The sequence below is a fragment of the Methylocella silvestris genome, from assembly GCF_002891535.1.
In the GTDB taxonomy this organism is placed as follows: Bacteria; Pseudomonadota; Alphaproteobacteria; order Rhizobiales; family Beijerinckiaceae; genus Methylocapsa; species Methylocapsa silvestris_A.
This window is the reverse complement of record NZ_PDZR01000001.1, coordinates 83,179-109,745: the sequence shown is the minus strand read 5'-3', so window position 1 is coordinate 109,745 and position 26,567 is coordinate 83,179. Positions and strand designations below refer to the sequence as shown.

Annotated in this window: 23 protein-coding genes; 6 read left to right on the top strand and 17 right to left on the bottom strand. The window is 65.1% G+C overall.

Features of this window, described 5'->3' with window-relative positions; translation table 11 throughout:
* From shc to hpnA, 5 genes are all read right to left on the bottom strand, one after another.
* On the bottom strand, positions 1-2,019 hold the full coding sequence (gene shc / locus CR492_RS00515; RefSeq protein ID WP_102841770.1) for a squalene--hopene cyclase: 2,019 nt from the start codon (positions 2,017-2,019) through the stop codon (positions 1-3).
* Positions 2,020-2,237: 218 nt separating this feature from the next.
* Entirely contained in the window at positions 2,238-3,497 is a 1,260-nt protein-coding gene (gene hpnE / locus CR492_RS00510; RefSeq protein ID WP_102841769.1) for a hydroxysqualene dehydroxylase HpnE, read from the bottom strand.
* A gap of 14 nt (positions 3,498-3,511) precedes the next feature.
* On the bottom strand, positions 3,512-4,282 hold the full coding sequence (gene hpnD, locus CR492_RS00505; protein WP_245411940.1) for a presqualene diphosphate synthase HpnD: 771 nt from the start codon (positions 4,280-4,282) through the stop codon (positions 3,512-3,514).
* A gap of 110 nt (positions 4,283-4,392) precedes the next feature.
* Entirely contained in the window at positions 4,393-5,268 is an 876-nt protein-coding gene (gene hpnC / locus CR492_RS00500) for a squalene synthase HpnC (protein WP_102841768.1), read from the bottom strand.
* Positions 5,265-6,263 carry a hopanoid-associated sugar epimerase gene (gene hpnA / locus CR492_RS00495; RefSeq protein WP_102841767.1) on the bottom strand — a complete coding sequence of 333 codons (999 nt, stop codon included), beginning with the start codon at positions 6,261-6,263 and terminating at the stop codon, positions 5,265-5,267. Before hpnA ends, hpnC begins: the two co-directional genes overlap by 4 nt.
* Before the next feature lie 225 nt (positions 6,264-6,488).
* On the opposite strand from hpnA, the gene CR492_RS00490 reads away from it, so the two are divergent.
* Entirely contained in the window at positions 6,489-7,784 is a 1,296-nt protein-coding gene (locus CR492_RS00490; protein ID WP_102842294.1) for an aminotransferase class I/II-fold pyridoxal phosphate-dependent enzyme, read from the top strand.
* A 162-nt stretch (positions 7,785-7,946) separates the two neighbouring features.
* Positions 7,947-9,839: an ABC transporter transmembrane domain-containing protein gene (locus tag CR492_RS00485; protein WP_102841766.1), complete on the top strand. Its 1,893-nt coding sequence runs from the start codon at positions 7,947-7,949 to the stop codon at positions 9,837-9,839.
* A 79-nt stretch (positions 9,840-9,918) separates the two neighbouring features.
* Here the strand turns inward: CR492_RS00485 and CR492_RS00480 are convergent, their stop codons facing one another.
* From CR492_RS00480 to cobF, 5 genes are all read right to left on the bottom strand, one after another.
* Positions 9,919-10,221, bottom strand: a complete 303-nt coding sequence (locus CR492_RS00480) for a hypothetical protein (RefSeq protein ID WP_102841765.1) — start codon at positions 10,219-10,221, stop codon at positions 9,919-9,921.
* Between the two features lie 169 nt (positions 10,222-10,390).
* Entirely contained in the window at positions 10,391-10,882 is a 492-nt protein-coding gene (locus CR492_RS00475) for a GNAT family N-acetyltransferase (RefSeq protein ID WP_102841764.1), read from the bottom strand.
* A 28-nt stretch (positions 10,883-10,910) separates the two neighbouring features.
* A complete protein-coding gene (gene ilvD / locus CR492_RS00470; protein ID WP_102841763.1) occupies positions 10,911-12,761 on the bottom strand; it encodes a dihydroxy-acid dehydratase in 1,851 nt (616 codons plus the stop codon).
* 59 nt (positions 12,762-12,820) lie between these two features.
* A complete protein-coding gene (locus tag CR492_RS00465; RefSeq protein ID WP_102841762.1) occupies positions 12,821-13,741 on the bottom strand; it encodes a LysR substrate-binding domain-containing protein in 921 nt (306 codons plus the stop codon).
* 217 nt (positions 13,742-13,958) lie between these two features.
* Entirely contained in the window at positions 13,959-14,717 is a 759-nt protein-coding gene (cobF, locus tag CR492_RS00460) for a precorrin-6A synthase (deacetylating) (RefSeq protein WP_102841761.1), read from the bottom strand.
* 117 nt (positions 14,718-14,834) lie between these two features.
* Between cobF and CR492_RS00455 the strand changes: the two genes are divergently transcribed.
* A complete protein-coding gene (locus CR492_RS00455; RefSeq protein ID WP_102841760.1) occupies positions 14,835-15,263 on the top strand; it encodes a nucleoside deaminase in 429 nt (142 codons plus the stop codon).
* 27 nt (positions 15,264-15,290) lie between these two features.
* On the opposite strand, the gene CR492_RS00450 is transcribed toward CR492_RS00455, so the two are convergent.
* Positions 15,291-16,631 (bottom strand): S53 family peptidase, encoded by a 1,341-nt coding sequence (locus CR492_RS00450; RefSeq protein WP_146030122.1) that lies wholly within the window; start codon positions 16,629-16,631, stop codon positions 15,291-15,293.
* Between the two features lie 126 nt (positions 16,632-16,757).
* Entirely contained in the window at positions 16,758-17,651 is an 894-nt protein-coding gene (locus CR492_RS00445) for an alpha/beta fold hydrolase (RefSeq protein ID WP_102841758.1), read from the bottom strand.
* Between the two features lie 150 nt (positions 17,652-17,801).
* On the opposite strand from CR492_RS00445, the gene ispH reads away from it, so the two are divergent.
* Together ispH and miaA are read left to right on the top strand one after the other, a co-directional pair.
* Entirely contained in the window at positions 17,802-18,761 is a 960-nt protein-coding gene (gene ispH, locus CR492_RS00440; RefSeq protein WP_102841757.1) for a 4-hydroxy-3-methylbut-2-enyl diphosphate reductase, read from the top strand.
* A 31-nt stretch (positions 18,762-18,792) separates the two neighbouring features.
* Positions 18,793-19,704, top strand: a complete 912-nt coding sequence (miaA, locus tag CR492_RS00435; RefSeq protein WP_102841756.1) for a tRNA (adenosine(37)-N6)-dimethylallyltransferase MiaA — start codon at positions 18,793-18,795, stop codon at positions 19,702-19,704.
* A gap of 3 nt (positions 19,705-19,707) precedes the next feature.
* Here miaA and ftsY read toward each other — a convergent pair whose 3' ends face one another.
* The 4 genes from ftsY to CR492_RS00415 all read right to left on the bottom strand — a co-directional run bounded on the left by ftsY (position 19,708) and on the right by CR492_RS00415 (position 24,922).
* The gene (ftsY, locus tag CR492_RS00430; RefSeq protein WP_102841755.1) at positions 19,708-21,111 is read right to left on the bottom strand and encodes a signal recognition particle-docking protein FtsY; all 1,404 of its coding nucleotides are present in this window, start codon (positions 21,109-21,111) and stop codon (positions 19,708-19,710) included.
* A gap of 103 nt (positions 21,112-21,214) precedes the next feature.
* Positions 21,215-22,411: a DNA replication/repair protein RecF gene (recF, locus tag CR492_RS00425; RefSeq protein ID WP_102841754.1), complete on the bottom strand. Its 1,197-nt coding sequence runs from the start codon at positions 22,409-22,411 to the stop codon at positions 21,215-21,217.
* A gap of 101 nt (positions 22,412-22,512) precedes the next feature.
* The gene (locus tag CR492_RS00420) at positions 22,513-23,325 is read right to left on the bottom strand and encodes a CDP-diacylglycerol diphosphatase (RefSeq protein WP_102841753.1); all 813 of its coding nucleotides are present in this window, start codon (positions 23,323-23,325) and stop codon (positions 22,513-22,515) included.
* Positions 23,326-23,389: 64 nt separating this feature from the next.
* Entirely contained in the window at positions 23,390-24,922 is a 1,533-nt protein-coding gene (locus CR492_RS00415) for an FAD-dependent oxidoreductase (RefSeq protein WP_102842293.1), read from the bottom strand.
* 208 nt (positions 24,923-25,130) lie between these two features.
* Between CR492_RS00415 and CR492_RS00410 the strand changes: the two genes are divergently transcribed.
* On the top strand, positions 25,131-26,120 hold the full coding sequence (locus tag CR492_RS00410; RefSeq protein ID WP_146030121.1) for a DUF58 domain-containing protein: 990 nt from the start codon (positions 25,131-25,133) through the stop codon (positions 26,118-26,120).
* An 80-nt stretch (positions 26,121-26,200) separates the two neighbouring features.
* Here CR492_RS00410 and CR492_RS00405 read toward each other — a convergent pair whose 3' ends face one another.
* Positions 26,201-26,518: a DUF2853 family protein gene (locus CR492_RS00405; protein WP_102842292.1), complete on the bottom strand. Its 318-nt coding sequence runs from the start codon at positions 26,516-26,518 to the stop codon at positions 26,201-26,203.
* Between the last annotated feature and the right edge of the window lie 49 nt (positions 26,519-26,567).

The following is a 26,567-nucleotide window of genomic DNA, read 5'->3' as shown; positions in this document are numbered from 1 at the left end:
TCACATCCCGAACCGCGTCTTGAGCCGATTGCCGCTTTTCAGATTGCGGTAGCGCGCCATCGCCCAGAGCGGAAAGAATTTGGCGTAGCCGTGATAACGCAAATAGAATACGCGCGGAAAACCGGTGGCGGTAAAGCGCGCCTCGTCCCAGAATCCATCGTCCGCCTGCGTCCGGACGAGATAATCGAGGCCAAGCGCGACTTCCGGCGCATCGACTTCGCCGGCCGCCATCAGCGCCAGCAACGCCCAGGCCGTCTGCGAGGCGGTGCTAGGCGCAGGATCATAGCCCTTATAGCCAAGCGCATAGCTCTCGCCGTCTTCGCCCCAGCCGCCGTCGGGATTCTGGATGCGCTTCAGCCAGGCCGCCGCCTTCCGCGTCGCGGGGCAGTCGGCAGGACGTTCAACGGCGTTGAAGGCGCTGAGGACCGACCAGGTGCCGTAGATATAATTCATGCCCCAGCGGCCGAACCAGCTGCCCTCCTCCTCCTGCTCGGACAGCAGGTAATCGATGGCGCGGGAGAGCGCCGGACTCGTCTCCGGCCGCTCGCCAAGCTGGCCAAGCATAGAGACGCAGCGGGCCGTGACGTCGGCGGTCGGCGGATCAAGCAGCGCGCCATGGTCGGCGAAGGGGATATAGTTCAGATAATCACGGTCATTGTCGGCGTCGAAGGCGCCGAAGCCGCCATTGGCGCTCTGCAGCCCGAGAATCCATTCCCGCGCCCGCGAAATCGCCTCGACATAGGCGGTCTCTTCCTCCCCCGCGATCAGGGGCGAGGTCTTGACGGCGCGATCCATCGCCAGCACGACGACCGCCGTATCGTCGAGATCGGGATAATGCGGATTGGCGTATTGAAATGCCCAGCCGCCCGGCCGGACGTCGGGATTTTGCGTCGCCCAATCGCCCTTGACGTCGAGCACCTGCAGCGGCTTCAGCCAATCCAGCGCTTCAAAGACCGCCGCCGCGGCCGGGGCCGCTCGCGCCTCCAGCCGCTGCGAGGCGCTCTCCATCAAAGCGTGGCTCGCGAGCGCTGTGTCCCAGACGGGCGAAACGCAGGGCTGGCAATAGGCTTCATCGTCCTTGATGACCAGCAGACGGTCGATCGCCTTCCGGATCTGCACGATCCGCGAATCGGATAGCGGCGCGCCGAGCGCGAAAAACATCATCGCGGAATAGGCCATCGCCGGATAGATCGCGCCAAGCCCATCCTCGCCATTCAGGCGCTCGGTGACGAAGGCGACCGCCTTGTCGATGGCGGTTTGATGCGAGCGAGCCGGCAGCAACGGCTCCGTTTTGTGCAGCACGCGGTCGATCGCGCCGAAGATGGTCGTCCAGGGAAAGGACTTGTGCGGCGCTCCCGGCCAACGGGACACGGTTTCGGCCGGCGCGACGAAAAGCTCGGACACCGTGATTTTACGCGGATTCTTCGCCCGCGGCTTCAGCGCATGAACCACGATCAGGGGCGCGATGACCGTGCGGCCCCAATAGGAAATCTTGCTCAGATGGAACGGGAACCAGCGCGGCAGATGCATGATCTCGACCGGCATCGCCGGTACGGCGCGCCAGGGGACTTCGCCGTAGAGCGCGAGCAGCGAGCGGGTAAAGACATTGGATTGGGCGGCGCCGCCATGGGCGAGAATGGCGTTGCGGGCCTTCGCCATATGCGGCGCGTCGGGATCGTCGCCGATAATTTTCAGCGCGAAATAGGCTTTGACCGAACTCGAGACATTGAAAACGCCCTCGGCGAACAGCGGCCATCCGCCGGCCGCGGTCTGATGGCGGCGCAGATAGACGCCGATCTTGCGCTCGATCTCCGCCTCGGCCGGATCGCCGAGAAAATGCCGGAACAGAATATATTCGGCCGGAATCGACACATCGGCTTCGAGCTCGAAGACAAAATGGCCGTCCGGCTTCTGCGTAGCCAGCAAAGCCGCGCGACCACGGGAAATCGCAGCCTCGATCGGTCCGAACCCGGCGCTCGGCTGGGCTTCGAATGTCGCGGCGCCAACTCTATCGTCCACTGCAACCTCTTGGGGAAAGCCAGATCGCGGATTGAACCCATCCAAAATCATGAAACGTGATCGATTCCAACTGTTTGGAGGATGATGACGGTCCGAAAATCTTGCTGCTTTCGGCGCCCTGCTCTTGAAAAAGCCGCATAGCCTTTCGTCAAGATCATGCGTTAAAACAAGAGGATGCACAACATGACCGGCGCCTTTCGGCGAAGACCTGTGGCAAATTAGCCGCTTTTTCGCGGCCGCGCCGCGACCGCTGCGGCGGCGCGATGGCCGGAGCGCACAGCTCCTTCGATCGTCGCGGGCAGGCCCGTCGCCGTCCAGTCGCCGGCGAGCGTCACATTGGCGAAATCCGTCGCCGCGCCGGGACGGCGGGCGTTCTCAACCGGCGTCGCGGCAAAGGTCGCGCGCTTTTCCTTGATGATCTGCCAGGGCGGCAGCGGTTGATCGAGGCCGCAGGCGCACGCTGTCTCGGCCCAGATCGTGGCGGCGAGCTCTTCGCGGCCGATGTCGAGCAGGCGGTCGGCGCCGCTAATCGTGATCGAGATCCGGTCCTTGAAAGCAAACACCCATTCGATCGTCCCGTTGACGACCCCAAGGATCGGCGGCAGATTTTGCGGCGGATCGATTTTGAAATGCGCGTTGACGATGGCGCGAAATTCGACGGGAGCCTCAAGTCCCGGCAGCAGATCCTGTGCGACCGGCGCCGGCGCCGCCAGAATGAGTTCGTCGTCCGGCCCGAGTTCCGTGCGCGCGTCGCCAAAATCGAGCGCGCTGGCGCGCGCGCCGTCGAAACCGATTTTGCGCAGCCGGTGGTCGAGCCTCACATCGGCGCCGCGCTTGACGAGATAAAGCAACGCCGGCTCGATGAAGGCGCTTGAGAGCCCGTGCGCAATGATTGGCCGGCAGGCGCCGCCGCCGCGCGCCAGGCTCTCGCGCACGACTGCGCTTGCGAGAAGCGTCGAGCCCTCGGGCGGATCGGTGTTCAGCGCCGCGAGAAGAAAGGGACGCCACAGCCGCTCATAGAGAGGCCCGTTGCAAGCGATCACCTCGTCAATGCGCCTGTCGGAGCGCTCAAAGAGAAGACCGGCGAGGCCGAAATAGTCGCGCCAGCGCGTGGCCGGGACGCGCCGGCCCTTCAGAAAAATCCACCACGGCAGCGGCCCGGCGTTCGGGCGCAGGCGCCAGCGCGCGCCGGTCGAAAGATCGATGAAGGGAAAATCCGCCTCGGCCGCCTGCCAGACCGATTTGAGGCCGCCAACCGTCTTCAGGAAATCGAGCGCCGCGGCGTTGCCAGACAACAGAAGGTGATTGCCATTGTCGATCACAAGCCCGAGCGACGTGTCGAAATAGGAGCGGCAGCGCCCGCCCGCCTGCCGCGCCGCCTCGTAGACGATGACGTCGCGCGGGCCGCCGGCCAGGCGAACCGCCGCGGCGAGCCCGGCGAGCCCGGCGCCGACGATATGAACGGTTGACCTCGCCATTTAGCGCGCGCGCATCAGATCAGGCCGTGCCGCAGGATCGCGACAAGGACGCGCCATTTCGACGTCCGGATGCGCTTGCGCGGCGGGGCGAAGCCGCGATGGGCGAGCCCATCGAGGATCGGCTCATACGCGTCGGCCATGATCATCGGCGCGCGGACGGACTGGCGCGGACAGCGCGCCATGATCACGCGCGCCGCGTGAAAATGATCCTTTGCGCGAAGGATGACCGGAGCGCTCGCCGCGTCGAGCCCGGAATCGGCCAGCGCCGCCTCAGGCGTTGCGAAAGAGACCCCGGCCGCGGCCAGCGTTTCGCGCGGTAGATAAAGCCGGCCGATCGCAGCGTCCTCATCGAGGTCGCGCAGGATGTTCGTCAGTTGCAGCGCCCGGCCGAGATGAAAGGCGAGCGGGCGGCCTTCGCTCTCAGGGACGCCGAAAATCCTGACGCTAAGCCGGCCGACGGCGCTGGCGACGCGGTCGCAGTAAAGATCGAGCGTCGCGAGATCGGGCGCCCGGATGTCGCCAGCAAGATCCATCTCCATGCCGTCGATCACCGCATGAAAATCCTCGCGCTCCAGCCTGAACGCCGCCACGGCGGCAATGAGGCCGTGGGCCATCTCCGGGGGCGGCGATCCGGCATAGAGGGCGTCGATGTCGCGCCGCCATTTTGCCAGCGCCGCGCAGCGTGGCGGCAGCGGACCGCCGTCGTCGGCGATGTCGTCGACAGCGCGGCAAAATGAGTAGATCTCGAACATCGCGTCGCGCTGCGCCTGCGGCAGCATGCGCATGGCGAAATAGAAGGAGCTGCCGCGCGATTGCGTGGCGGCGGCGTCATCTTGCGGCGCGCGCGCCGCGGCGACGACCGCTTCAATCTCCTTATTTTTCTCGATCTGCCCGCTCACGTCGCCGCCTTCGGCATCGGGGCGAGCGAGCGGCGCGCCAATCCCGATAGCGCGGAGACGACGCCAACGCAGGCAAAGCCGAGCGTCGCAGGTTTCGACAGATGGGTTTCCTCGCTGAGCGGATCGCGCCGCTTGAGGATCAGATTCAGTCGCTTCGCCAGCGTCGCAATCACCGCGGTTTCGAGGCTGAGGCGGATGTCGCGCACCTCGCCGGGAAGTTTTTCCCCCTGCTCGATCAAGACCGCGGTCTTGGCCACGAGCCTGTCGAGCGCCGCCCGCAGATGCGGGGGCGCTGAGGGCGCTGCGAGCTCCTCGACTGGCGCGCAGCAGGATTTTAGAAGATCCTGCGGGAGATAGACGCGATCGAGATTGCGGTAATCGGCCGCGCAATCCTGCATATGATTGATGATCTGCAGCGCGCTGCACAGCGCGTCGGAGGCGGCCCAGGTCGTCTCGCTCTCGCCGTGAACGTCGAGAACGAAGCGTCCGACCGGCGCCGCCGAAAACGCGCAATAGGTCATCAGTTCGTCAAAGCTCGCATAGCGCGTCTTGACCGCGTCCATCCGGAAGGCGGTGAGGAGATCCAGCGCATGACGCGCCGTGAGACGCCTGTCGGCGGCGAGCGCGGCGCGCAGCGGTTTTGCCGCCGGGGCCGCCTCGCTCTTGCCGAGCAGCGTCGCCTCGAACTGATCGAGGCCGTCGAGTTTCTGCTGCGACGTCAGCGCGCCATTGTCCGCGACATCGTCGGCGCCGCGGGCAAAACGGTAATAGGCGAGAATCGGCGCCCGGCGCTCCGGCGCGATCAGCAACGAGGCGACGGGAAAATTTTCGCCCTTATGCGTCTTCGAGGGAGCCTGTTCCACCGCGCTCATTTCAGCCGTCCGTTTTCGGTGAACCAGTTCAGGGCGTCGTTCAGCGCTTCGCGATAGGGCCGAGCCACATAGCCAAGGCAACGCTCGGCCTTGGCCGAGCTGAAGAACATGGTGTGGCGCGACATGCGCAAACCGTCGATCGTCACGAAGGGTTCTTTGTGGGTAAGATGCGCCGCGGCCTCGGCGGCGAGGGCGAAGGGATAGACGAGCGCGCGCGGCAGGCGAAGCCAGGGCGGATGGCGCCCGCAAAGCTCCGCAATGTCTTTCAACATGCCCGCCAGCGGCACGTCCTGACCGCCCAGAATATAGCGTTCGCCGATCTTGCCGCGGCGCAGCGCCGCGACATGACCCGACGCCACGTCGTCGACATGGACAAGATTGAGGCCCGTGTCGACATAGCCCGGCATGCGCCCCATCGCCGCCTCGAGAATGATGCGGCCGGTCGGCGTCGGCCTGACGTCGCGAGGCCCGACCGGCGTCGAAGGGTGGACGATGATCGCCGGCAATTGATCGCGAACAATCATGTCTTTGACGATCTGCTCCGCCAGCACCTTGCTGCGCTTATAGGCGCCGACGGCGTTGCATTCGGCCAGCGAGCTGGTTTCGTCCGCGGGCGCGCCATTGTCCCGGCAGGCGATCGTCGCCACACTGCTCGTATAGACGATGCGTTCGACGCCTTCGCGCAGAGCCGCCTGCATCAGGACGCGCGTGCCGTCACGGTTGGTGCGCACGATTTCGCCGGGATCACGCGCCCAGAGACGGTAATCGGCCGCGACGTGAAAAAGAAAGCGCGCGCCGGCCATCGCCTTTTCGACCGAGCGCATTTCGCACATGTCGCCTTCGACGATTTCGGCGTCCAGCCCGTACAGATTCTCACGCGTCGCCGTCGGCCGCAGCAGCGCCCTGACGCTATAGCCCGAATGCGTCAACGCGCGCGCGACCGCCGATCCGACGAAGCCCGAAGCTCCTGTGACCAGAACCGTGTCCGCAGTCACGCCGCCGCGCTCCCTTCGCCGGATTCTTGCATCGTTCCTCTAGGGTTCGTCTCGCGGCAATATCACCATGGCGGGCGATTGGGCAACAGCCTTCGTTTGCGCCAAGGCTCCCGCGCCGCGCAGGCTGCGGCGACGACGCTCTGGCGCTGATGCGGCCGGGAGGCTATGTACGTCGAAAATCTTGCCCCCGCCTTAACCCATCCATCCTGCCGGGACGACGGCCCCATGACCCCCATCGACCGACTTTCCAACGCCGAGCTTGCGGCGCTGCGCGCCAGCGTCCAGGCGAATTACGACGCCTTTCGCGCACAGGGGCTGAAGCTCGACATGACGCGCGGCAAGCCGGCCCCCGATCAACTCGACCTCGCCAATGCGATGTTGTCGCTGCTCGGCAACGCCGATTATCGCAGCGAGGCGGGGGAAGACGCGCGCAATTACGGCAATCTGCAGGGGCTCGCCGAAGCGCGGGCGCTCATCGCGCCGATCCTCGGCGCGCCGCCGGAACAGATCGTCGTCGGCGACAATTCAAGCCTTGCGCTGATGCATGACAGCCTCGTCTACGCCCTGACGAAGGGCGTCCCGGGCTCGGCGCGGCCATGGGCGAAGGAGGAGAGCATTGCCTTTATCTGCCCCTCGCCCGGCTATGACCGCCATTTCGCGATCTGCGAGGAATATGGCGTGCGCATGCTGCCCGTGCGCATGACCGGCGAGGGCCCCGTCATGGACGAGGTCGAGCGCCTTGCCGCCGACCCCTCCGTCAAGGGCATTTGGGCGGTGCCGAAATATTCCAATCCGACCGGCGATATCTATTCCGATGCGACGGTCGCCCGGCTCGCCGCCATGCGCACGGGCGCGCGCGACTTTCGGATTTTCTGGGACGATGCTTATTGCGTCCACCATTTGACGGCGCAGCGCATCACCGTCGCCAACATCCTTGAGGAATGCGCGCGCGCCGGAAACCCCGACCGGGCGTTCGTCTTCGCCTCGACCTCGAAGATTACCCTCGCCGGCGCGGGGCTCGCCTTTTTCGCAAGCTCGCCGGCCAATGTGAAATGGTACCTTTCCAGCGCCTCGAAGCGCTCGATCGGCCCTGACAAGCTGAACCAGTTGCGCCACGTGCGCTTTCTGCGCGACGCCGACGGGATCAACGCGCATATGGACGCCCATCGCGCGCTGATCGCGCCGAAATTCGCCGCCGTGATCGAGGCGCTGGAGCGTCATCTCGCCGGAACCGGCGCAGCAAACTGGAGCGTCCCGCAGGGCGGATATTTCGTCAGCGTTGAGGCGAGCGCGGGGACGGCGCGGCGCGTCGTCGAACTGGCGAAGGCCGCCGGCGTCGCCCTGACGCCCGCCGGCGCGACCTGGCCCTACGGCGAGGATCCGGACGACAGCAATCTGCGCCTCGCTCCGACCTTTCCGACGCTCAGGGAGGTGCAGGCGGCCTCGGAGGGCATCGCCCTTTGCATTCTTCTCGCCGCGATCGAGGCGAGGACCGCGCAGGCGGCGGAGAGCGCCGCCTGATCGCAACACCAAGCGCGGACTGGATTTTCACCCGTCTTTTGAAATAAACAAAAAATTGACGCCGTCCGGACTGGCTATCGCGATCCGGCCATGCCACGGCCTTAAAAGGCGGCAACATCCGCCATCGCCGCCAACAAGCAAAAGCGCTGCGGATCGAGATCAATGATGACCGTGACGACAGACCCCGCCGTTTCCCGCAAGCGCTTTTCCCGCAAGGCTTCAGCCGCCGCGCCCGCCGAAGGCGTCCTCGCCGTCGAGGCCGCAGCCTCTGGTGAAGCCAAGCCTTCGCCGCGCGCGCTGCTGCCGCTCCTGCCCTATGTGCTGCGCTATAAGGGTCAGATCGCCGGCGCGCTCGCGGCGGTGATGGCGGCGGCGGTCTCGACCCTGGCGGTGCCGCTGGCGATCCGCCGCATGGTCGACTTCGGCTTCACCTCCGAAAGCGCCGGCCTCATCAACCAGTATTTCTTCGCCCTCGTCGGCGTCGCGGCGGTTCTCGCGCTGGCCTCTGGCTCGCGCTATTATTTCGTGAATTCGCTCGGCGAGCGCATTGTCGCCGATCTCAGATCGAAGGTGTTCGAACATCTGTGCCGGCTCGACGCCAGTTTTTTCGATACGGCGCGCATCGGCGAACTGATGTCGCGGCTGACCGCCGACATGACGCAGATGCGGGCCGGATTTACGACGACGGCCGCGGCGGCGCTGCGAAACTTCCTGCTCTGCGTCGGCGCCATCGCCATGATGATCTATACGAGCCCAAAGCTTTCGGCCTTCGTGCTGATCGCCATTCCTGTCATCGTCCTGCCGCTCGTCGCCTCGGGGCGGCTGGTGCGCAAGCGCTCGCGGGCGGCGCAGGACACGCTGGCCGACGCCACCGCCTACGCCAGCGAAAATCTGTCGGCCGTGCGCGTCATGCAGGCTTTTGGCGCGGAAACCGCGACGGCGCGGCGTTTCTCGACCTCGACGGAGGAAGCGTTTGGGGCAGCGCGCAAAGCCGCCTTCGCCCGCGCGCGGCTGACCACCATCGTGATATTTCTGGTTTTTTCGAGCATTGTCGCGGTGCTGTGGTTCGGCGCCCATGACGTGCTGGCCGGCCGCATCAGCGGCGGCGCACTGTCGCAATTCCTGCTTTACGCCCTGCTTGGCGCAAGTGCGCTGAGCGAACTCAGCCAAGTCTGGGGTGAGGTCGCGGCGGCCGGAGGCGCGGCGGGACGGATTTCCGAAATTCTCGCGATTCAGCCGGTCATCACCGCGCCCGCCACCCCCGTGGCCTTTCCCGCGGCCGCCCGCGGCGAGATCCGCTTTGAAGACGTCGTCTTCTCCTATCCGAGCCGGCCGAATGACGCGGCGCTGAGCGGTCTTTCCTTCGCCGTCGCACCCGGCGAAACGGTGGCGATCGTCGGCCCGTCAGGGGCTGGCAAAACCACCTTGTTCCAGCTGCTGCAGCGCTTCTACGATCCCTCGGCCGGACGCATCCTGCTCGACGGCGTCGACATCAAGACGGCGGACCCCGCCGAACTGCGCAAGCGCATCAAGAATGTGCCGCAGGATCCGGTGATCTTCGGCATTTCCATGGCGGACAACATCCGCTACGGCAAGCCGGACGCGAGCGATGAAGACGTGCGCTCGGCCGCGCGCCGGGCCGCCGCCGATGAATTCATCAGCGCCCTGCCCGAGGGCTATGCCTCGCGCGCGGGCGAGCGCGGCCTTACCTTCTCAGGCGGGCAACGCCAGCGGATCGCCATCGCCCGCGCGATTCTCCAGGATGCGCCGGTGCTGCTGCTGGATGAGGCAACCTCCGCGCTCGACGCGGAAAATGAAGTGCTGGTGCAGACCGCGCTCGAACGGGTGATGTCGGAACGCACCACCCTCGTCATCGCGCACCGCCTCGCGACCGTGCTCAACGCCGACCGCATTCTCGTTCTCGATGGCGGAATCGTCGTCGAGGAGGGCACGCATGCGAGCCTCGTCGCGCGCAACGGACTTTACGCGCGGCTCGCCAAGCTCCAGTTTGAAACCGGCGCGGCGGCCATGAAGTCCGATCAGGCCGCAGAATAGATTTGCGGAAAAGAAATCGGCATTAAAAAAGCGCCCATCCAGATGGAGGGCGCTCAATGCTTAGAGTTGAAAACTGCGGCTAGTCGTCGCAGTCGAAGTCGTCTTCATCGTCTTCCATGGGCTGAAACTGGCCGAGCTTCGCCCAGGTCATCGCGCAAGTCTGTTTTTCAGCTTGCCATTGCGCCAAAAGATCGTCGAAGATAGGCGGATCGAAGTTGTAGACCTGTTCCGGGCTGACCGCGATCGGGCGCGAGACGCCAAAGCGGATGGCGTACAGCATGCCGGGATCGGCGACGTGGACGCCTTCGTCAGAGGTCGTCATCAGAACGCGCTTGAGCGGCTTTCCGCCAAGATCCTGTACCGTGACAAACTGTTGAAGCATCTAAATTCCTCGTGCGCTAATATACGCGGGCGTCTTTCGACAGCCGCGTCGCTATGCGCGGCTTACATGCATTGATTGAGGGAAAACCTCAAGCCCCCTGACAGATTTTTTTGTCAGAAGGTTGCAGCAAAGAAATTTTTCAGCCGCTAAAGCGATCGCTTAAAATAAATCAGCCGGCGCGAAGCTGAAAGGTCTTGAGCCCCGACATCGGGTTGACGCCCTCTTCCGCGGTCACGAAGCCCTCTTTCCGATAAAAAGCCAGCGCGCGCGGATTGTCCTGATTGACGTCGAGTCGGAGCGGCGCGCAGGCGACGCGCCGCGCCGCGTCAAGAAGGAGGCCGGCCAGTCCCGCGCCTTTCGCCGCAACCGAAACGGCGATCTGGTCGAGGTAGCCGGTCCGCGGATTGACAGCGACAAAGCCCAACAGACCGCCATCGCGGTCACAGGCGCAGAGCGTCTCGCCCCCACCCGCTTCCAGCACATCAAGATGGGCGCGAAGCCAGTCCCGTCGCGCTGAAAAATCGAGTCCCGGCATCGCTTCGGTCCAGCTTTCGATCCAGAGCGCCGCGAGCGCGTCGAAATCGCCGGGTCGACGCGGGCGAAGAGAAATCGCAGCCAGCGTCTCGGTCGTCATGCCTGGCGGGATTTCGGCGGCGCTCATGCCAAACGCGCCCTCGCGCCCATGAACACTAGTGAAACAGCTGATCGACGTCGCGCACAGCGCCGCGCGCGGCGCTGGTCGCCATCGCCGCATAGGCCCTGAGCGCGGTCGAGACTTTTCGCGTCCGATGCGCGGGCTTCCATGCGCCCTTGCCTTTTTCCGCCATCGCGGCGCGGCGATGGGCGAGCGCCTCATCGGAAATGTCGAGATGCAGGCACCGGTTCGGAATGTCGATCTGGATCGAATCGCCCTCCTCGACGAGCCCGATCAGCCCCCCTTCCGCCGCTTCCGGCGAAACATGGCCGATCGAGAGGCCCGACGTGCCGCCGGAAAAACGCCCGTCGGTAATCAGCGCGCAGGCTTTGCCAAGGCCTTTCGATTTCAGATAGCTGGTCGGATAGAGCATTTCCTGCATGCCGGGTCCGCCGCGCGGCCCTTCATAGCGAATAACGAGGACGTCGCCTGCCTTGATCTGATTGGCGAGGATCGCCTCGACGGCGGCGTCCTGGCTCTCGAACACGCGCGCGGGGCCGGAAAAGACGAGGATCGAGGCGTCGACGCCGGCCGTCTTCACGATCGCACCGTCCTCGGCGAGATTGCCATAGAGCACGGCGAGGCCGCCATCCTTGGAAAAGGCATGTTCGACGTCGCGGATGACCCCGCTTGCGCGGTCGACATCGGTCTCTTTCCAGCGGGCGTTCTGGCTGAACGCGACCTGCGTCGGCACGCCTCCCGGCGCGGCGCGGAAAAACTCGGCGACGGATTCGCTGGACGTGCGCCGCAAATCCCAGCGCTCCAGCGCCTCCTTGAGGCTCGGCGCATGGACCACAGGCAGATCGCCATGGATCAGCCCGGCGCGTTCGAGCTCGCCAAGGATCGCCATGACGCCGCCGGCGCGATGCACGTCCTCGACATGCACGTCGGCGACCGCGGGCGCGACCTTGCACAAAACGGGGACCCGCCGCGACAAACGGTCGATGTCGGCCATGGTGAAGTTGATTTCGCCCTCATGCGCAGCGGCGAGAAGATGCAGCACGGTATTGGTCGAGCCGCCCATCGAAATATCGAGCGTCATGGCGTTCTCGAAAGCGGCAAAGCTCGCGATCGAGCGCGGCAGCACGGAGCTATCGTCCTGCTCGTAATAGCGCCGGGCGAGATCGACGATGAGATGGCCGGCCTCGACGAAGAGGCGCTTGCGGTCGCCATGCGTCGCCAGCATCGAGCCATTGCCCGGCAGCGCGAGGCCGAGCGCCTCGGTAAGGCAATTCATCGAATTGGCGGTGAACATGCCCGAGCACGAGCCGCAGGTCGGGCAAGCGGAGCGCTCGATCGCCGCAACATCGGCTTCAGACACTTTGTCGTCGGCGGCTGCGACCATCGCGTCGACGAGATCGAGCGCCTTGGTCTTGCCGCCGAGCAGGACCTTGCCCGCCTCCATCGGCCCGCCGGAGACGAACACGACCGGGATGTTGAGACGGAGCGCGGCCATCAGCATGCCGGGCGTGATCTTGTCGCAATTCGAGATGCAGACGATCGCGTCGGCGCAATGGGCGTTGACCATATATTCGACAGAGTCGGCGATGATCTCGCGGGAAGGCAGGCTATAGAGCATGCCGTCATGCCCCATGGCGATGCCGTCATCGACCGCGATGGTGTTGAATTCCTTGGCGACTCCGCCCGCCGCCTCGATCTCGCGCGCAACCAGCTGGCCGAGGTCCTTCAGATGAACGTGGCCCGGCACGAATTGCGTGAAGGAATTGGCGACAGCGATGATCGGCTTGCCGAAATCGCCGTCCTTCATGCCGGTGGCGCGCCAAAGTCCGCGCGCGCCGGCCATATTGCGTCCATGCGTCGTGGTGCGAGAGCGATAGGGAGGCATTGGCGGCGTCCGATCCGATTTGGAAGGATTCGAGCTTATAGAGGGGCTCGGGGCGATCGTCATCTTTTTCGAGACGAAGAACTCATTTGGGCCGGGGCGGCGGCATTTGCAATAACACCCAAAAGCGCCCCGGCCGCCTGGCTGCGCCGCCGCTCGCGGCTCGCGACCTCGTAAAAGGGGCGATCGCCGAGCCGCAAAGGCGCCTCGCACAGAAGCCCGGCTTCAAGGCTCGGCGCGGCGACCGAGGCGGATAGCGCGCTGACGCCGAAACCGGCCTCGACGGCGGCGCGCACCGACTCGTTCGAAGGCATCTCGACGACAACGTTGAGCGCCGCCGGCTCGACGCCGAGCGTCGCCAGCGAGGCCTCGAAAGCAGAGCGCGTGCCGGAGCCCTGTTCGCGCATCACCCAGCGGGCTCCGACGAGATCCTCGCGCCCGAGCGTCGCGCGCGCCATCCATTCATGCTGCGGCGGAACGATCAGAATCATCTGGTCGCGCGCCACCGGCGAAAGGATTATGCGCCGGCTTTCGACCATGCCTTCGAGAAAGCCGATGTCGGCCGAGCCGTCTTCGACCGCGTCGGCGACTTCGGCGCTGTTGCCGATGGAAAGCTTGAGCAAGACCAGTGGGTAGGCGTGCTGAAAGGCGGCGAGATGGCGCGGCAACCAATAATTGGCGATCGTCTGACTGGCTTTCACCGACAGGATGCCGCGCCGCAATCCCGCGATGTCGGCGAGCGCCCGCTCCGCCGTCTCCGCGCAGGACAGCACCGAGCGCGCTTCGCCAAGAAAGAGCCGGCCCGCCTGCGTGAGTTCGATCCGTCGTCCGATGCGATCGAACAACTGCGTTCCATAACGCGCCTCGAGCGCCGCGATCGCGCTGCTCGCGGCCGATTGCGTCAGATTGAGCGCGCGGGCGGCAGCCGTCACATGCTCGCGTTCTGCGACGGCGACGAAGATTCGAAGCTGTTCCAGCGTCATGATTTGCTCGTCATCGGGCGAAGAGGGGGGATAATCTCATAACAATACCTTGAGGCTCTCTCCGCTTTCGGAGGGGCGCTTGTGCTCTGTCTTGCGGCGCTCTGGCTGATCGTCGCCTCGCGCACGATCATCGGCGCCTTGCGCGGCTATCTGTTCGTCTCGCCTGTCTTGCCGCTTTCCCCGGAGCGCGCGCGCCCGCGTGACGCCGCAGAGAGAGTCAGCGCGGCGGTTTGCGCAGCAGATAAACGTCCATGACCCAGCCGGCGGCGGCGCGCACGCGCGCGCGCAGCTCCTTGATGCGGTCCTTGACGTCGCCAAGCCGGCCCGACGCGAGCGCCTGTTCGGCACAGCCGATATTGGCGCCCCAGTAGATTTCGAGATCCTCGTCTTCGAGAGCGGCGAAGGATTCTTCGCCATCGAGCATCACGACGACGCTGTCGGCGTTGTCGGGGAAGTTGTCACGGAGCTTGCGGCCCGTGGTGATATGCACCGGCTCACCTATGCGGTTCAGCGCGATTTTGTGCTGTGCCGCCAGCGCCTGCACGCTGCTGATGCCCGGAATGATTTCATAGTCGAACGCCAAGGCGCCCCGCGCATGCAGGGTCTCGACGATCCGCAAGGTTGAATCATAAAGCGCCGGATCGCCCCAGACGAGAAAGGCGCCGCATGCGGTCTCTCCGAGCTCGCACGCGAAAAGCGCCTCGAAGGTCGCCGCGATCGCTTCATGCCAGTCGGCGACATCGGCTTTGTAGTCTGAAGTTTTTGCGCGTGGCGGCGTTTTATATTCGACGAAGCGAGGCGACGCCGATTTGAGATAGCGTTCGCAGATTTCCAGCCTCTGCTGGCGCAGGCCAGATTTTTCCGCGCCCTTGTCGGGGATGAAAAAGACATCCGTCCGGTTCAGCGCCTCGATCGCCTGGATCGTGATCTGCGCCGGATCCCCCGAGCCGACGCCAATAATCAGAATTTTCCGCAAAACCGCGTCCTCAAGAGTTGGGGCGATCGCTGGATCGAAGGCCGGCAGAACGGTTACATGGGCGCGTGATGATTTTCAAAAAGCGCCGCCGCGGAGACTAGAAATTTGACCGATCCCATGTCCGCCGCCTTCGAAGAGGCAGAGGCAGCCTTCGCGCGCGGAGAAGTGCCTGTGGGCGCCGTCATCGTCCGGGACGGCGCCATTCTGGCGCGCGCGGGTAATCGGACCCTCGCCGACGACGATCCAACCGCGCATGCCGAAATGCTGGCGATCCGCGCCGCAGCCAGGGCGCTTGGTTCGCAGCGGCTCGCGGGCTGCGATCTTTACGTGACGCTTGAGCCCTGCGCCATGTGCGCGGCGGCGATCTCTTTTGCGCGGGTGAGGCGGCTTTATTTCGCCGCCCTCGATCCGAAAGGCGGAGCGGTGGAGCATGGCCCGCGCTTTTTCGCGCAATCCACCTGCCACCACGCGCCGGAGGTCTATGAGGGACTGCGCGCCAGCGAGGCGGCGGCATTGCTGCGGCGGTTTTTTGCGCAGAGGCGCTAGAGGATTTTCAACGAGGCTGCGCGAGAGCTATTCCTGCGCATCCACCACCGGCAGGACATTTGCGGTTCCCGTTCCCTTGATCGTCCCAACGCCGAGGCAAATGTTCCACTTCGTGGTGGGCTGATAGGCCGCATAAGGGCCGCAATAGCCGATGGTGGCCGTCGCGAAGGCTTTGGCGCTCGCCTTTTTCGCCTTGTAGATCGCGGTCAGCTCCGTCGCCGTGTTGGCCCTGAAATTATTATGCGCGTTGGTGATCGCCGCCACCAGCGGCGCCGCGACGCTGGTGCCGCCGTACACATACCAGCCTGTGCCGTAGTACGGATTGCTGTCATAAACCCACACGCCGGTGTCAGGGTTGGCGACGGCCGAGATATCAGGCGTCAGCCGGGCCGTTCCGGTTATGCCCGCGCCGCTTTGATAGGTCGGCCGCGGGAAAATTTCGCTCGCGCCGCCCCCGGCCTCGCTCCAGCTTGCATAATGCAGGAATTTGTAGGTTTGCGGGTCGCGGGCGATGCTCGTTCCGCCAACCGAGACGACATTCGGCGAGGTCGAAGGCCAGCTTGGCCCCGGGGCGTCGCCGCTCGACGCGAAATAGACGACGTTGTTTGCGCTGAAATAGTTTTCGTAGTTCGAGACTTCGCTTCCGCCCCAGCTCATCGAGACTTCGCCGCCCCCGCTCGCCTGAAGCAGGCTGTTGGCGCAAGCGACCGCCCCTGCCAAATTAGCGTTGGAGTTGTCCTGCGCCTCGACGAGGTAAAGGGTCGCCTGCGGCGCCATGGCGTGCGCCATTTGAACGTCGAGCGCTTCCTCGCCCTCCCAGCCGGAATCATTCGCCGGCTTTGGTCCATTGCACGAGCCGGCCGCCGTGGCGTATTTCACGATCAGATTGGGCAGGGGAAGGCCAAACTGAACGCTGAAGGTTTGCAGATCGCTGAGGGCGGTCGGATAGTCATAGGCGTCCACCAAAGCGATCGCCTTGGCGCCCTTGGCGGTCGGCACGGCGGACGCGACGTTTGGATTGCATCCCGCGGAAGCGGCGACCAGCCCGTAGAGACAGGCGAGCGAAGCGGGCGTTTCAAAGCCATAGTCCGCGTAAGGCGGGCTTCCGGCCGGCGCCGCGCCGGAGCGCGGCCCCGCCGCGTTTGACGGAGCAAGGCCCTTCGGTCCTATGAATTTTGTGTTCGTGTGCGCCGCTTTGCCTGCTTCGGCGGATTTGGCGATGCTCGAGGAAGGCGTCGTCACGGACGCTTTCGGGGCATGAACGAAGCGCCCTGTCGCCGGCGTCTCCACGTCTTGCGCCAGGGCCTGCGCGCCATGAAAAAACATGGCGGCGAGTGCTGCCGCTGATGCAATTGCCGCCGTTTTCATCGACTTCCTCCCGTTCGGGAAACAATAAAATCAATTTGTTGGCGACACCAAGGCTGAGGCCGTGGTTTTGGAAGCTACGGCTTTATGGCGCAGACCAAAAGGCGCGGCGGCGGAAGCCGGCTCTCCTTACAAAAACGCCAGCAGCGCCTCCAGCGTCGTCTGGGGGTTCTCCTCCGGCAGAAAATGTCCGCCATGGATCGCCTGACCCGTGACATTTGTCGCCCATTGCCCCCAGATGTCGAGGGTCGAGGCGTCGCCGCCGCCTAAGCCGCGTCCGCCCCAGAGCACGCAGAGCGGCGTCGTGATTTTCCTGCCGGCGGCCTGATCCGCCTCATCGTCGGCGCGGTCGAGGCTCGCGCCGGCGCGATAATCCTCGCAGGTCGCGTGAATGCGCGAAGGCTCGTTGAGGGCGGCGCGGTAGTGCGCCAGGGCGCGCGGATCGAAGGCTGCGAGGCTTTTGCCAAGGGTCCAGCTGGCGAGCGTGTGATCGACATAATAGTTCGCCGCCCCGCCGATCAGGGTTTCCGGGAAAGGCTCCGGCTGCGCCAGAAACAGCCAGTGATATCCCTTGAGCGCCTCCGCAGCGTTGAGGCTCGCCCAGCGCGCCGCGGTCGGGATGATATCGATCAGCGCGAGCTTTTCGAGCCGTTCGGGATGATCGAGCGCGAGCCGGTAGCCGACGCGGCCGCCGCGGTCATGGCCGACAAGGCTGAAACGGATATGGCCGAGCTGCTCCATCACCGCGATGGCGTCCTGCGCCATCAGGCGCTTGGTATAGAGCGCGCCCTTCTTGCTTGCCGGCGCGCTCGACCAGCCATAGCCGCGCATGTCCATCAGCACGACCGTGAAGCGCTCCGCCAGCGCCGGCGCGACCTTGTGCCATTCAACATGGGTCTGCGGATAGCCGTGCAGCAGCAGAAGCGGCGGCCCTTCGCCATGCGAGCGCACGAAAAAGCGCCCTGAGTCGATGTCGATCCAATGGGTGGCGAAGCCAGGAAAAAGATCCGCAAGATCCGACATTGACCATCCTTTCGCGCCGCAAAACCCCTTATTTGCAAGCACGGATGGGCCTATGTGACAAGCCTGAGCCAAAGGCCCTCGCCGGCCCCGCGCTTGACACGCAATTGCGCGGGCGCCTAAACCTGACCTTGTGCTCAAGGCGGGAACCGCATGACAGTCAAGCCGAAGCTGAACGTCCTTCTTTGCGCCCCGCGCGGCTTTTGCGCCGGGGTGGTGCGCGCCATCGACGCCGTCGAGGAGGCGCTGCGCATCTATGGCGCCCCTGTTTATGTACGCCATGAGATCGTGCACAATAAATATGTGGTCGAGACGCTGAAGTCCAAAGGCGCGGTCTTCGTCGAGGAGCTCGACGAAGTGCCCGACACCTCGCAGCCTGTCATTTTCTCCGCCCATGGCGTGCCGAAATCGATTCCGGTCGAGGCGGCGACGCGCAATATTTTTGCGATCGACGCCACCTGCCCGCTTGTGACCAAAGTGCATCGCGAGGCCGAACTGCACCACAAGAGGGGCCGGCAGGTTCTTCTCGTCGGTCACGCCGGCCACCCGGAAGTCGTCGGCACAATCGGCCAGCTGCCGGCGGGATCGATCATTCTGGTCCAGACCATCGAGGACATCGCCTCGCTGCAGGTCGAGGACGAGCATAATCTTTCCTATGTGACGCAGACGACGCTGTCGGTCGATGACACCCGGAGCATGGTCGAGGCGCTGACCCAGCGTTTCCCCGACATCGTCGGGCCGCATCGCGAGGATATCTGCTACGCCACCACCAACCGGCAGGAAGCGGTCAAGCAGGTCGCCCCGATCGTCGACGCCCTGATCGTCGTCGGCTCGTCCAATTCGTCGAATTCGCAGCGGCTGAAGGAAGTCGCCGAACGCTCAGGCTGCAAGCTCGCCCGCCTCGTGCTGCGCGCCGAAGACGTCGAATGGGAGTTATTCGCCAATATCTCCTCGCTAGCGATCACAGCGGGCGCCTCGGCGCCGGAAATCCTGGTCGAGGAGATCATGGACGCCTTCGCCGAGCGCTTCGATCTGCATGTCGAGGAGGTTTCGACCGCCAATGAAGGCGTCTTCTTCCCGCTGCCGCGCGAATTGCGCCGGGCGACCGTTTAAGGTTTACGGGGCCCAATTCGGCCTGATCTAAATGGCCGCCGCAAAATACTCGGCCCTTCTCATCGCCGGCCCGACAGCGAGCGGCAAGTCCGCCTTGGCGCTGCGCGTCGCCGAAAAACTTGGCGGCATCCTCATTAACGCGGATTCCATACAGGTCTACCGCGATCTGCGCATCCTCAGCGCCCGCCCGAGCGCTGCCGAAGAGCAGCGCGCGCCACACCGCCTGTTCGGCGCGATCGATGGCGCCGTCAACTTCTCGGTCGGCCTCTGGCTGGAAGCGGCGCGAAACATCCTCGAAGAGACCCGCCAGGCGGGGGCCCTGCCGATCTTTGTCGGCGGCACCGGACTTTATTTCAAGGCGCTGACGCAGGGCCTGTCCGACATTCCTGCCGTGCCGGACGACGTCCGCGCAAATCTGCGGGCGCGGACCGAGGGCCTCGCCGCCGCGGAGCTTCATGCTGAGCTTTCCGCGCGCGATCCCTTGATGGCGGCGCGGCTGCGGCCAAGCGACCCGCAACGGCTTTTGCGCGCGCTGGAAGTGCTGGAGGCCACGGGACGCAGCCTTGCTTCATTTCAGAGCCAGCGCGGGCCGCCCGTTCTCGATCCCGCCGCGACGCGGGCGATCTTCCTCAGTCCGGAGCGGGCCGCGCTGAATCTCCGCATAGATGAGCGCTTTGAGGCGATGCTCGCCTCCGGCGCGTGGGAGGAAGTCGAAGCGCTGCGCCGCCGCTGCCTCGATCCGGCGTTGCCGCTGATGCGCGCGCATGGCGTTCCGCATCTCATCGCCCATCTTGAGGGAAAGATCCCGCAAGATGAGGCGATCCGCCTCGGCAAGCGCGACACGCGCGCTTATGCGCGGCGCCAATTCACTTTCGCGCGGCATCAGCTGCCGGAATTTGCCTGGGCCGCGGCGTCTGAAGCAGAGGCGCTGGCGCTCGCCTGAAGATCAATGTGTTGCGGCGTCAGCTTCGTCGAGGCCCGCGATGGCCCTCGCGAAATCTCTTGCGGCAAAGGGCGCGAGATCGGCCGCCGTCTCGCCGACGCCGACATAATGAATCGGCAGTTTGAACTTCTCGGCCAGCGCCACGAGGATGCCGCCCCGCGCCGTGCCGTCGAGCTTGGTCATCACGAGACCGGTCACGCCCGCCACCTTGCTGAAAATTTCGGTCTGGCTCACGGCGTTCTGCCCGACTGTCGCATCGAGCACGAGAAGAACGGCGTGCGGGGCCGCCGGCTCGACCTTTTTCATGACGCGCACGATTTTCTCAAGCTCGGCCATGAGTTCGGCGCGATTTTGCAAGCGTCCGGCGGTGTCCATCATGAGAATGTCGGCGCCGCTGTCGCGGGCGGCGTGGATGGCGTCGAAAGCGAGCGCCGAGGCGTCGGACCCCTGATTTCCGGCGATCACCGCGCAATTCAGCCGATCCCCCCAGAGACGCAGCTGCTCGATCGCCGCGGCGCGGAAGGTGTCCCCGGCTGCGAGCAGCACTTTCCGACCCTCATGCGAAAATTGCGCGGCGAGCTTGCCGATGGTCGTCGTCTTGCCCGATCCGTTGACGCCGACAACGAGGATAACGAAGGGTTTTATGGTCGGATCGATTTCGAGCGGGCGGGCGTAGGGGGCGAGAACGCGCTCCACCTCCTCGGCAAGGATCGTCTTCACCTCATCGACCTCGATCGATTTGTCATAGCGGCCCTTGCCGACAAGTCCGGCGATGTGTGTCGCGGTCGCGACGCCAAGGTCGGCGCGGATCAGCACCTCTTCGAGTTCGTCGAGCATCGCGGCGTCAAGCTTGCGCTTGGTGAAGATGGCCTTGAGCCCGGAGCCGATCGAATCGGAGGAGCGTGCAAGCCCCTGGCGCAGCCGCGTCCACCAGCCCTTCGGCGCGGCGACGTCCGCCGGCGGCTCCGCAATGGCGGGTTGCTGTGGCGCGGGCGCCGTTTCGAGGACGGGCGGCGGCGCGCCCTCGGCGCCGGACGGAGGCAGCAGCCGCTCCCACCATTTTGGCGGGGCGGGCTCCGCGGGGCGCGGCTCATCCATAGGCGCCGCGGGAGCCGGCTCGAGGTCCAGACTTTGCCGAGGCGGCGGCGTCGGAGCCGATAGCCGCGCCCATAAATCGGAGCTTGCCGCGGCTGCGGAGAGGGACGGGCCCGGCTCGGCGCCGCCGGGCGCCACGGACGCCAAACCTTCCGACGCAGCCTCGACGGCCGGCGGAGACGGCGGCGCGTCAAGCGCGGAAGGCGGCTGCGGCGGCGCGATCGGCTCATCCTTGCGGGCGCCAAAAACCCGGCTGAAAAGACTGGAGATCTTCGCGCCGCTGGCGCCCGCCCGTTTGTCCTCTTGTTCCATCAAAACGTCCCGTTCCCGGCGCTGAGGCGCGCAGACGCCGCTCTTAAAAGGGGCCGAACCCTATATAGGGCGCCGCCGCGCCGCGCAGGCGTTTCTCCAAAACTCAATGCAACTCACGGATCGCGCCGGGCGTGACCTGGAGCATTTGCGCCTTGCCCTTGAGCTCGGCGAAAGCGCTGGGGTCCGCCCCGGTCAGCCAGACCTGAGCGCCAAGCGCGCCAAGCAGTTCATAGAGCGCCGCGCGGCGCTTCGGGTCGAAATGGGCGGCGATCTCGTCGAGCAGGACCAGGGGCGCGAGCCCGCTCATCGCCTTGATAAGTCGCGCCTGCGCCAGAATGAGGCCGACGAGCAGGGCTTTCTGCTCGCCGGTCGAGCTGTGGGACGCCGCAGCCTGTTTGCGCGCATGCCGGACGGCAAGATCGCTCGACTGCGGGCCGATCAGCGTGCGGCCGGCGCTCGCGTCGCGGGCGCGGTTGTCGCGCAGGATTTTGCGATATTCGTCCTCGGCCTCGAGCGCCGGCCGCGTCTCGATCAGGCGATCGATGTCGCCATCGAGGCTCAGCTCGGCGAGCGGAAAGCCGCCCTCCGTCTCCGGCCCGGCCTGGGCGATCAGGGCGGCGAGCTTGCTGACCGTCTCGAACCGCGCCGCGGCCACGGCGATCGCAAGCTCGGCGACCTCGCGCTCCACCGCATCGAGCCAGAGCCGTTCATTGCCGCCGCCGCGCTCCTCAAGCAGCCGGTTGCGGCTGCGCAAAGCGCGCTCCAGCGCACTGACCCGCGCGCCATGATCGGCGTCGAGCGACAGCACCAGCCGGTCGAGGAAGCGCCGGCGGTCGCCGGGCGAGCCGACAAAAAGCCCGTCCATGGCGGGCGTCAGCCAGACGACGCGAATATGGTCGCAAAAGGCCCGGATCGAGGGAGCGGGTTCCCGATCGATGCGAAATTTGCGCGCCGGCGCCGCCCCGCCATTCGGCTCGACGCCGGTCCCAAGCTGCAGCCGTCCGCCCTCGGCGTCGATTTCGATCGAGACGGCGAAACCTCCGCCGCCGCTATTCCGGGCGCAATTGGAAAGCTCGGCGCGGCGCAGGCCCCGACCGGGGGTCAGGAGCGACAGAGCCTCGAGCACATTGGTCTTGCCGGCGCCGTTGTCGCCGGTCAGCACGACCGTCTGCGCCAGGATTTCCATGTCAAGCGACGCATAGGAGCGAAAATCGGCCAGCGTCAGACGCCGGACTCCCCGCCGCGCCAGCTGGGGCGGCGGCGCGGGCGACGCGTGGGTTGCGAGGGCTTCAGTCTGCATGGATCCAGGGTTCATCAGGCGCGCGCTCGCCGCCAGAACAGCTTAGGGCAGAATTCGGCGCGGCGGAATCGCCCGACTTTGCGCTTTCCGCCGGAAAGAAGCTATTCGTCGGCAACTTTGCAGAAATGGTCTTGCAGATCCTCAAGATGCGTCGCGCCCCCCGGCGCCTGCTGCGCGATTGCGATAAAGCCGGGCGCGCCATCGGCGAAGCTTGCGCCGATCACCGCCAGCGAATCATCGCGCAGGGGCAGCGAACGTTTGTCCTCCGCGAGCAGGCGGAACGGGTCAGGCTGCGGCTCTTCCCCATCAATCCGCCGCGCGCGGTAGTTCTGGCCCAACATGCGGAAATCGGCCCAGTCCGTTCCGATCTCCGACGCGCGTTTGCGAAGCTCGTCGCGGACGGCCGGACGGACGCAATCGACGTGAATATGCAATTGGTTCTGGCTGCGCGCGCCGGCGCCGTTGATGGCCATGGCAATCTCGTCGCGCGCCAGCGCCTTTTTGGCGTTGGCGGCGACCAGTTTGCGCGTCGCCCAGGCCGGAATCCAGTAATTCGGCAATTCGTCTCCGCCAAGCAGCGGATCTTCCATGCCGGAGAGGCGCCGCGTCGGGATGAGCAGGAATTGCGTGCGCCCGACAATGTCCTTCAGCACCGCCCAGCCGCCCGCTTCGCCGTCCTTGAGATTGATTCGTGCGCAAGGCGCGGGACTCTTGAAATGCGTTTCATTGAAGGTGCATGGGCCATGCACGATGGTCCAAAGCGCATTGCTGTCGATGGCGGCGACGGCGCCGACGGCCAGCACCCAAAGCGAGCAAACGCCAAGAGCGAGCAGCCTGATGCGCCCGCGAAGGGCGTCAGAACGCGTCGTCTTCAAGACGGCGGCCACGAAGGCTTTGGGCGGTTCGGAAAGCACGGACTTCCCTAACCGGCGCCCGCCCTTTCGTAAAGCTCAAGCGAGCGGTCGCAGCCGCGGCAGATCAGCTTGGCGCAAGCGCGTGCTCCATCCGCTCCCGCTCTTCGAGGCATTCGCGCTCGCGTCCGATCATCACGCTCGCCATCACGCGGCCGGCGCGAATATAGCGGACGGCGCAGTCACGGCGCTCAATGTCGCCATCGATTTTGATCTCGTCCCATTCCGTTGCGTGGCCGAGATAGAGCGGCGAAAAATCGAACTGCCGTGTCCAGAAGAACGGGACGTCGCGATAGGGGATTTCGCCGCCCAGCATGTTCTGCGCCGCCACCTGGCCCTGCCGCACGGCGACATTCCAATGTTCGACGCGCAGCCGCTGACCGCTGTGCGGATCGGGCCACGCCGCAATATCGCCGGCGGCGAAGATGTCGGGGTCGCTCGTCCTCAGGAATTGGTCGACGACGACGCCCTTTTCGACGCTGAGCCCTGCCTCTTCGGCAAGATCGAGGCGCGGCGTGACGCCGATGCCGACGAGAAGAAAATCGGCGGGAAGGTTGGCGCCGTCATCGAGCGTCACCGCCGCGCCGTCGAAATTCTTGATTTGACGCCCAAGATGCAGGCGGACGCCGTTCTTTCGATGCGTCGCGACCATGGCCGTCGAGATTTCGGGTCCGAACACGCGCTGCATCGGCGCCGTATCCTGACTGACGACGTCGACCTCAAGGCCGCGCGTGCGCAGGCTCGCCGCCGCCTCAAGGCCGATGAAGCTCGATCCGAGAATGACGACGCGGCGCGCCTCTTTGGCGGCGGCGACGATCGCCCGGCAATCGGCGAGGGTGCGCAGCACATGCGCCTGCGGCAGGCGCGCGCCGGGAAAATCCGGCCAGCGCGGCGCAGCTCCCGGCGCGAGCAGGAGCTTCTGGTAGGAAAGCTCGCGTCCATCGGCGAGCCGGACAACATGGCGGTCCCTGTCGACGCGCGCGGCCTTGGCGCCGAGTCGCAGCGTAACGCCGCGCCGATCGAGCGGCTCCGCGCCAAGATTGATGCGCGGATCGTCCCATGAGCCGTCGAGAAAATCCTTGGTGAGCAAAGTGCGCTCATAGGGCGGCGACTGATCTTCGGAAACGAGAGTGACGCCGCTTCCAGCGCCGTGGCGGCACAGCATATCGGCCGCTGCGAATCCGGCCGCGCCGCCGCCGATGATGACGAAGCCCGCCGAGGCCGCATTGTTCGTCCTGGCGGGCGCAACGGATTGCGGGGCCTCAAGATGAATAATTTGTCCCTCGCGGCGCACCCCATAACGCTTCAAGGCTGCAAAGGCGGGCGCGGCGATCGCCTCGCCGGTTTGCATGTCGAAGCAGGCTTGATGCCAGGGACAACGCAAGCGATCGCCGGACAGCGAGCCTTCGCTGAGCGGCGCGCCAAGATGGGTGCAGGTTCCGCGAAAGACCCGAATATCCTCGCCGCGGCGCAGCACGAGGACGCTCTTTCCGCCATATTCGCCCTCGATCAGTCGGCCGTCCGGCAGCGCCTCGATTGCGACGCCATGGTTGAAATCAGGCCGGCCGCCTTCGCTTTTTGTGTTCTCGTTCGTCGCCATAGCGATCTCCTCGCAAGCGAAAAAGCTAACGCTTTGGGCGCTCGCGCGTTGCCTCGGATCGCGGCCATCTGCGCCACAAACGGAATCCATCAAAGTTTTAGATGCTTGCGCAAAATCAATGCGCCTTCTATCTTGAGGAAGTCGTCCGGCCTTGCCGCTCAGCGCCGCCAGCTTTCCACGCCGACCAACCCTCGATCAAGGATAAGCAATGGCCGTTTCCTACGCCGCCATGGGCCGCTCGTGTGCGCCGCGCCGCGTTCGGGACGCCTCTTCCTCTTCAAGGTTCGGTCGTTACATTTCCGTTGCTGATCTCGTTGAGCTGCACGCGGCGGCGCGGGACATGGGCTGGCAGTCGCGCCAGCCGAGGCAAAGCGTGATATCGAGCCGGCGTCAGCGCGGCTCCAACTTGCCGCCGGCCTCCGACGTGTTCGGTTCGCTGATGTCCGGCGATCTTCCCGGACCCGACCGGCGCCGACGCCTCGGGGACTCAGACCTTGCCGCGGCGGACGAGACGCCGCCGAGGCCGGTTTTCATCGTCGTCGACCAACGCCAATGCATGTTTTACGGGTCGCGCCGTTCGCTGAAATCTGTCGCAGCGGCTGAGGCCGCCGCGCTTTGCATCTGGCGCGCCCTCGACGACGGCGCGCCGATCGGAGGCGTTATTTTCAACGACGCCGCCATCGAGGCCGTCGATCCGTCGCCCGGCAGTTCCGCGGCGATGACCTTCATCAAGGCGATCGCTGCGCAAAACGCCGAGCTTCGCGCCAGGCCGGCGCAGCCGCGTGCGCCTTCGCAGCTCGAAAAGGCGCTCCAATGCGAAACTCTGGAGCGCGCGAGCGGCAGCCTCGTCATTGTCATCAGCGATTTTCAAGGCCATGGCGCGCATGCGCGCGCCGCTCTGCAAAAACTCGCCGAGGTCAATGAAGTCGTCGCCGTCTGCGCCTATGATCCCTATCTGTTGGACCTGCCGAAAACGGGCGAGATCATCTTCAGCGGCGGCGAGGTGCAGATCGACCTCGAATTCGGCCGTGGCCGCATTCGCCAACGCCTGTTCGATTATGCCGACGCGCAGGCGCAGGGACTGTTGACGATCGAGAGAGAGATCGGCGTTCCGGTGCTGTCTTTGTCCGCGGCCGAGGACACCTCGGTGCAAATGCGCCGCCTGCTGGACGAGAACGTCCGGCGCATCCGCCAATAGGGCGGCCGGTCCGCCCGGCGTTTTAAGGACGGCGATCGGAAGCGGAAGACGGAGCCGGGAACCGATCCGTCCCGAAAATTCTAGCCCTTGAACGTATCGAGCTTGCCGAAATGTTCGGCCAGCAAATAATAAAAGGTCAGCCGCGACTTGGTGCGGTCTTCCTTCATCGCGACGCACACGGATTTGATCGCGCCGTCGAGATCGCCCTCGGTCAGGCCAAGTTTCTTCTTCAGGAAATTTTCGCGCACCCGCTCAACTTCGGCGGGATCGGAACAGGCGACATAGCGCGAATCGGCGTTGCTCAACACAAGCCTGTAGTTTTTCTCAAGGCCGGCGACAGCCGCCTCATCGACGGGCTTGGCGGCATATTTCTTGACGTCTGCGAGATGATCCGTCATGGCGGCGCGTCCTTGTTTCCCGGGGCGAAAGAGCGGCGCGCCGCTCTTG

What these genes read in the sequence shown, in the direction of transcription:
- hpnE (WP_102841769.1), bottom strand. Translation starts at nt 3,497, where the DNA reads ATGGCGAGGTCAACCGTTCATATCGTCGGCGCCGGGCTCGCCGGGCTC.
- hpnD (WP_245411940.1), bottom strand. Translation starts at nt 4,282, where the DNA reads ATGCGCATGCTGCCGCAGGCGCAGCGCGACGCGATGTTCGAGATCTAC.
- hpnC (WP_102841768.1), bottom strand. Translation starts at nt 5,268, where the DNA reads ATGAGCGCGGTGGAACAGGCTCCCTCGAAGACGCATAAGGGCGAAAAT.
- CR492_RS00490 (WP_102842294.1), top strand. Translation starts at nt 6,489, where the DNA reads ATGACCCCCATCGACCGACTTTCCAACGCCGAGCTTGCGGCGCTGCGC.
- CR492_RS00485 (WP_102841766.1), top strand. Translation starts at nt 7,947, where the DNA reads ATGATGACCGTGACGACAGACCCCGCCGTTTCCCGCAAGCGCTTTTCC.
- CR492_RS00480 (WP_102841765.1), bottom strand. Translation starts at nt 10,221, where the DNA reads ATGCTTCAACAGTTTGTCACGGTACAGGATCTTGGCGGAAAGCCGCTC.
- CR492_RS00475 (WP_102841764.1), bottom strand. Translation starts at nt 10,882, where the DNA reads ATGAGCGCCGCCGAAATCCCGCCAGGCATGACGACCGAGACGCTGGCT.
- ilvD (WP_102841763.1), bottom strand. Translation starts at nt 12,761, where the DNA reads ATGCCTCCCTATCGCTCTCGCACCACGACGCATGGACGCAATATGGCC.
- CR492_RS00465 (WP_102841762.1), bottom strand. Translation starts at nt 13,741, where the DNA reads ATGACGCTGGAACAGCTTCGAATCTTCGTCGCCGTCGCAGAACGCGAG.
- CR492_RS00455 (WP_102841760.1), top strand. Translation starts at nt 14,835, where the DNA reads ATGTCCGCCGCCTTCGAAGAGGCAGAGGCAGCCTTCGCGCGCGGAGAA.
- CR492_RS00450 (WP_146030122.1), bottom strand. Translation starts at nt 16,631, where the DNA reads ATGAAAACGGCGGCAATTGCATCAGCGGCAGCACTCGCCGCCATGTTT.
- CR492_RS00445 (WP_102841758.1), bottom strand. Translation starts at nt 17,651, where the DNA reads ATGTCGGATCTTGCGGATCTTTTTCCTGGCTTCGCCACCCATTGGATC.
- ispH (WP_102841757.1), top strand. Translation starts at nt 17,802, where the DNA reads ATGACAGTCAAGCCGAAGCTGAACGTCCTTCTTTGCGCCCCGCGCGGC.
- miaA (WP_102841756.1), top strand. Translation starts at nt 18,793, where the DNA reads ATGGCCGCCGCAAAATACTCGGCCCTTCTCATCGCCGGCCCGACAGCG.
- ftsY (WP_102841755.1), bottom strand. Translation starts at nt 21,111, where the DNA reads ATGGAACAAGAGGACAAACGGGCGGGCGCCAGCGGCGCGAAGATCTCC.
- recF (WP_102841754.1), bottom strand. Translation starts at nt 22,411, where the DNA reads ATGCAGACTGAAGCCCTCGCAACCCACGCGTCGCCCGCGCCGCCGCCC.
- CR492_RS00415 (WP_102842293.1), bottom strand. Translation starts at nt 24,922, where the DNA reads ATGGCGACGAACGAGAACACAAAAAGCGAAGGCGGCCGGCCTGATTTC.
- CR492_RS00410 (WP_146030121.1), top strand. Translation starts at nt 25,131, where the DNA reads ATGGCCGTTTCCTACGCCGCCATGGGCCGCTCGTGTGCGCCGCGCCGC.
- CR492_RS00405 (WP_102842292.1), bottom strand. Translation starts at nt 26,518, where the DNA reads ATGACGGATCATCTCGCAGACGTCAAGAAATATGCCGCCAAGCCCGTC.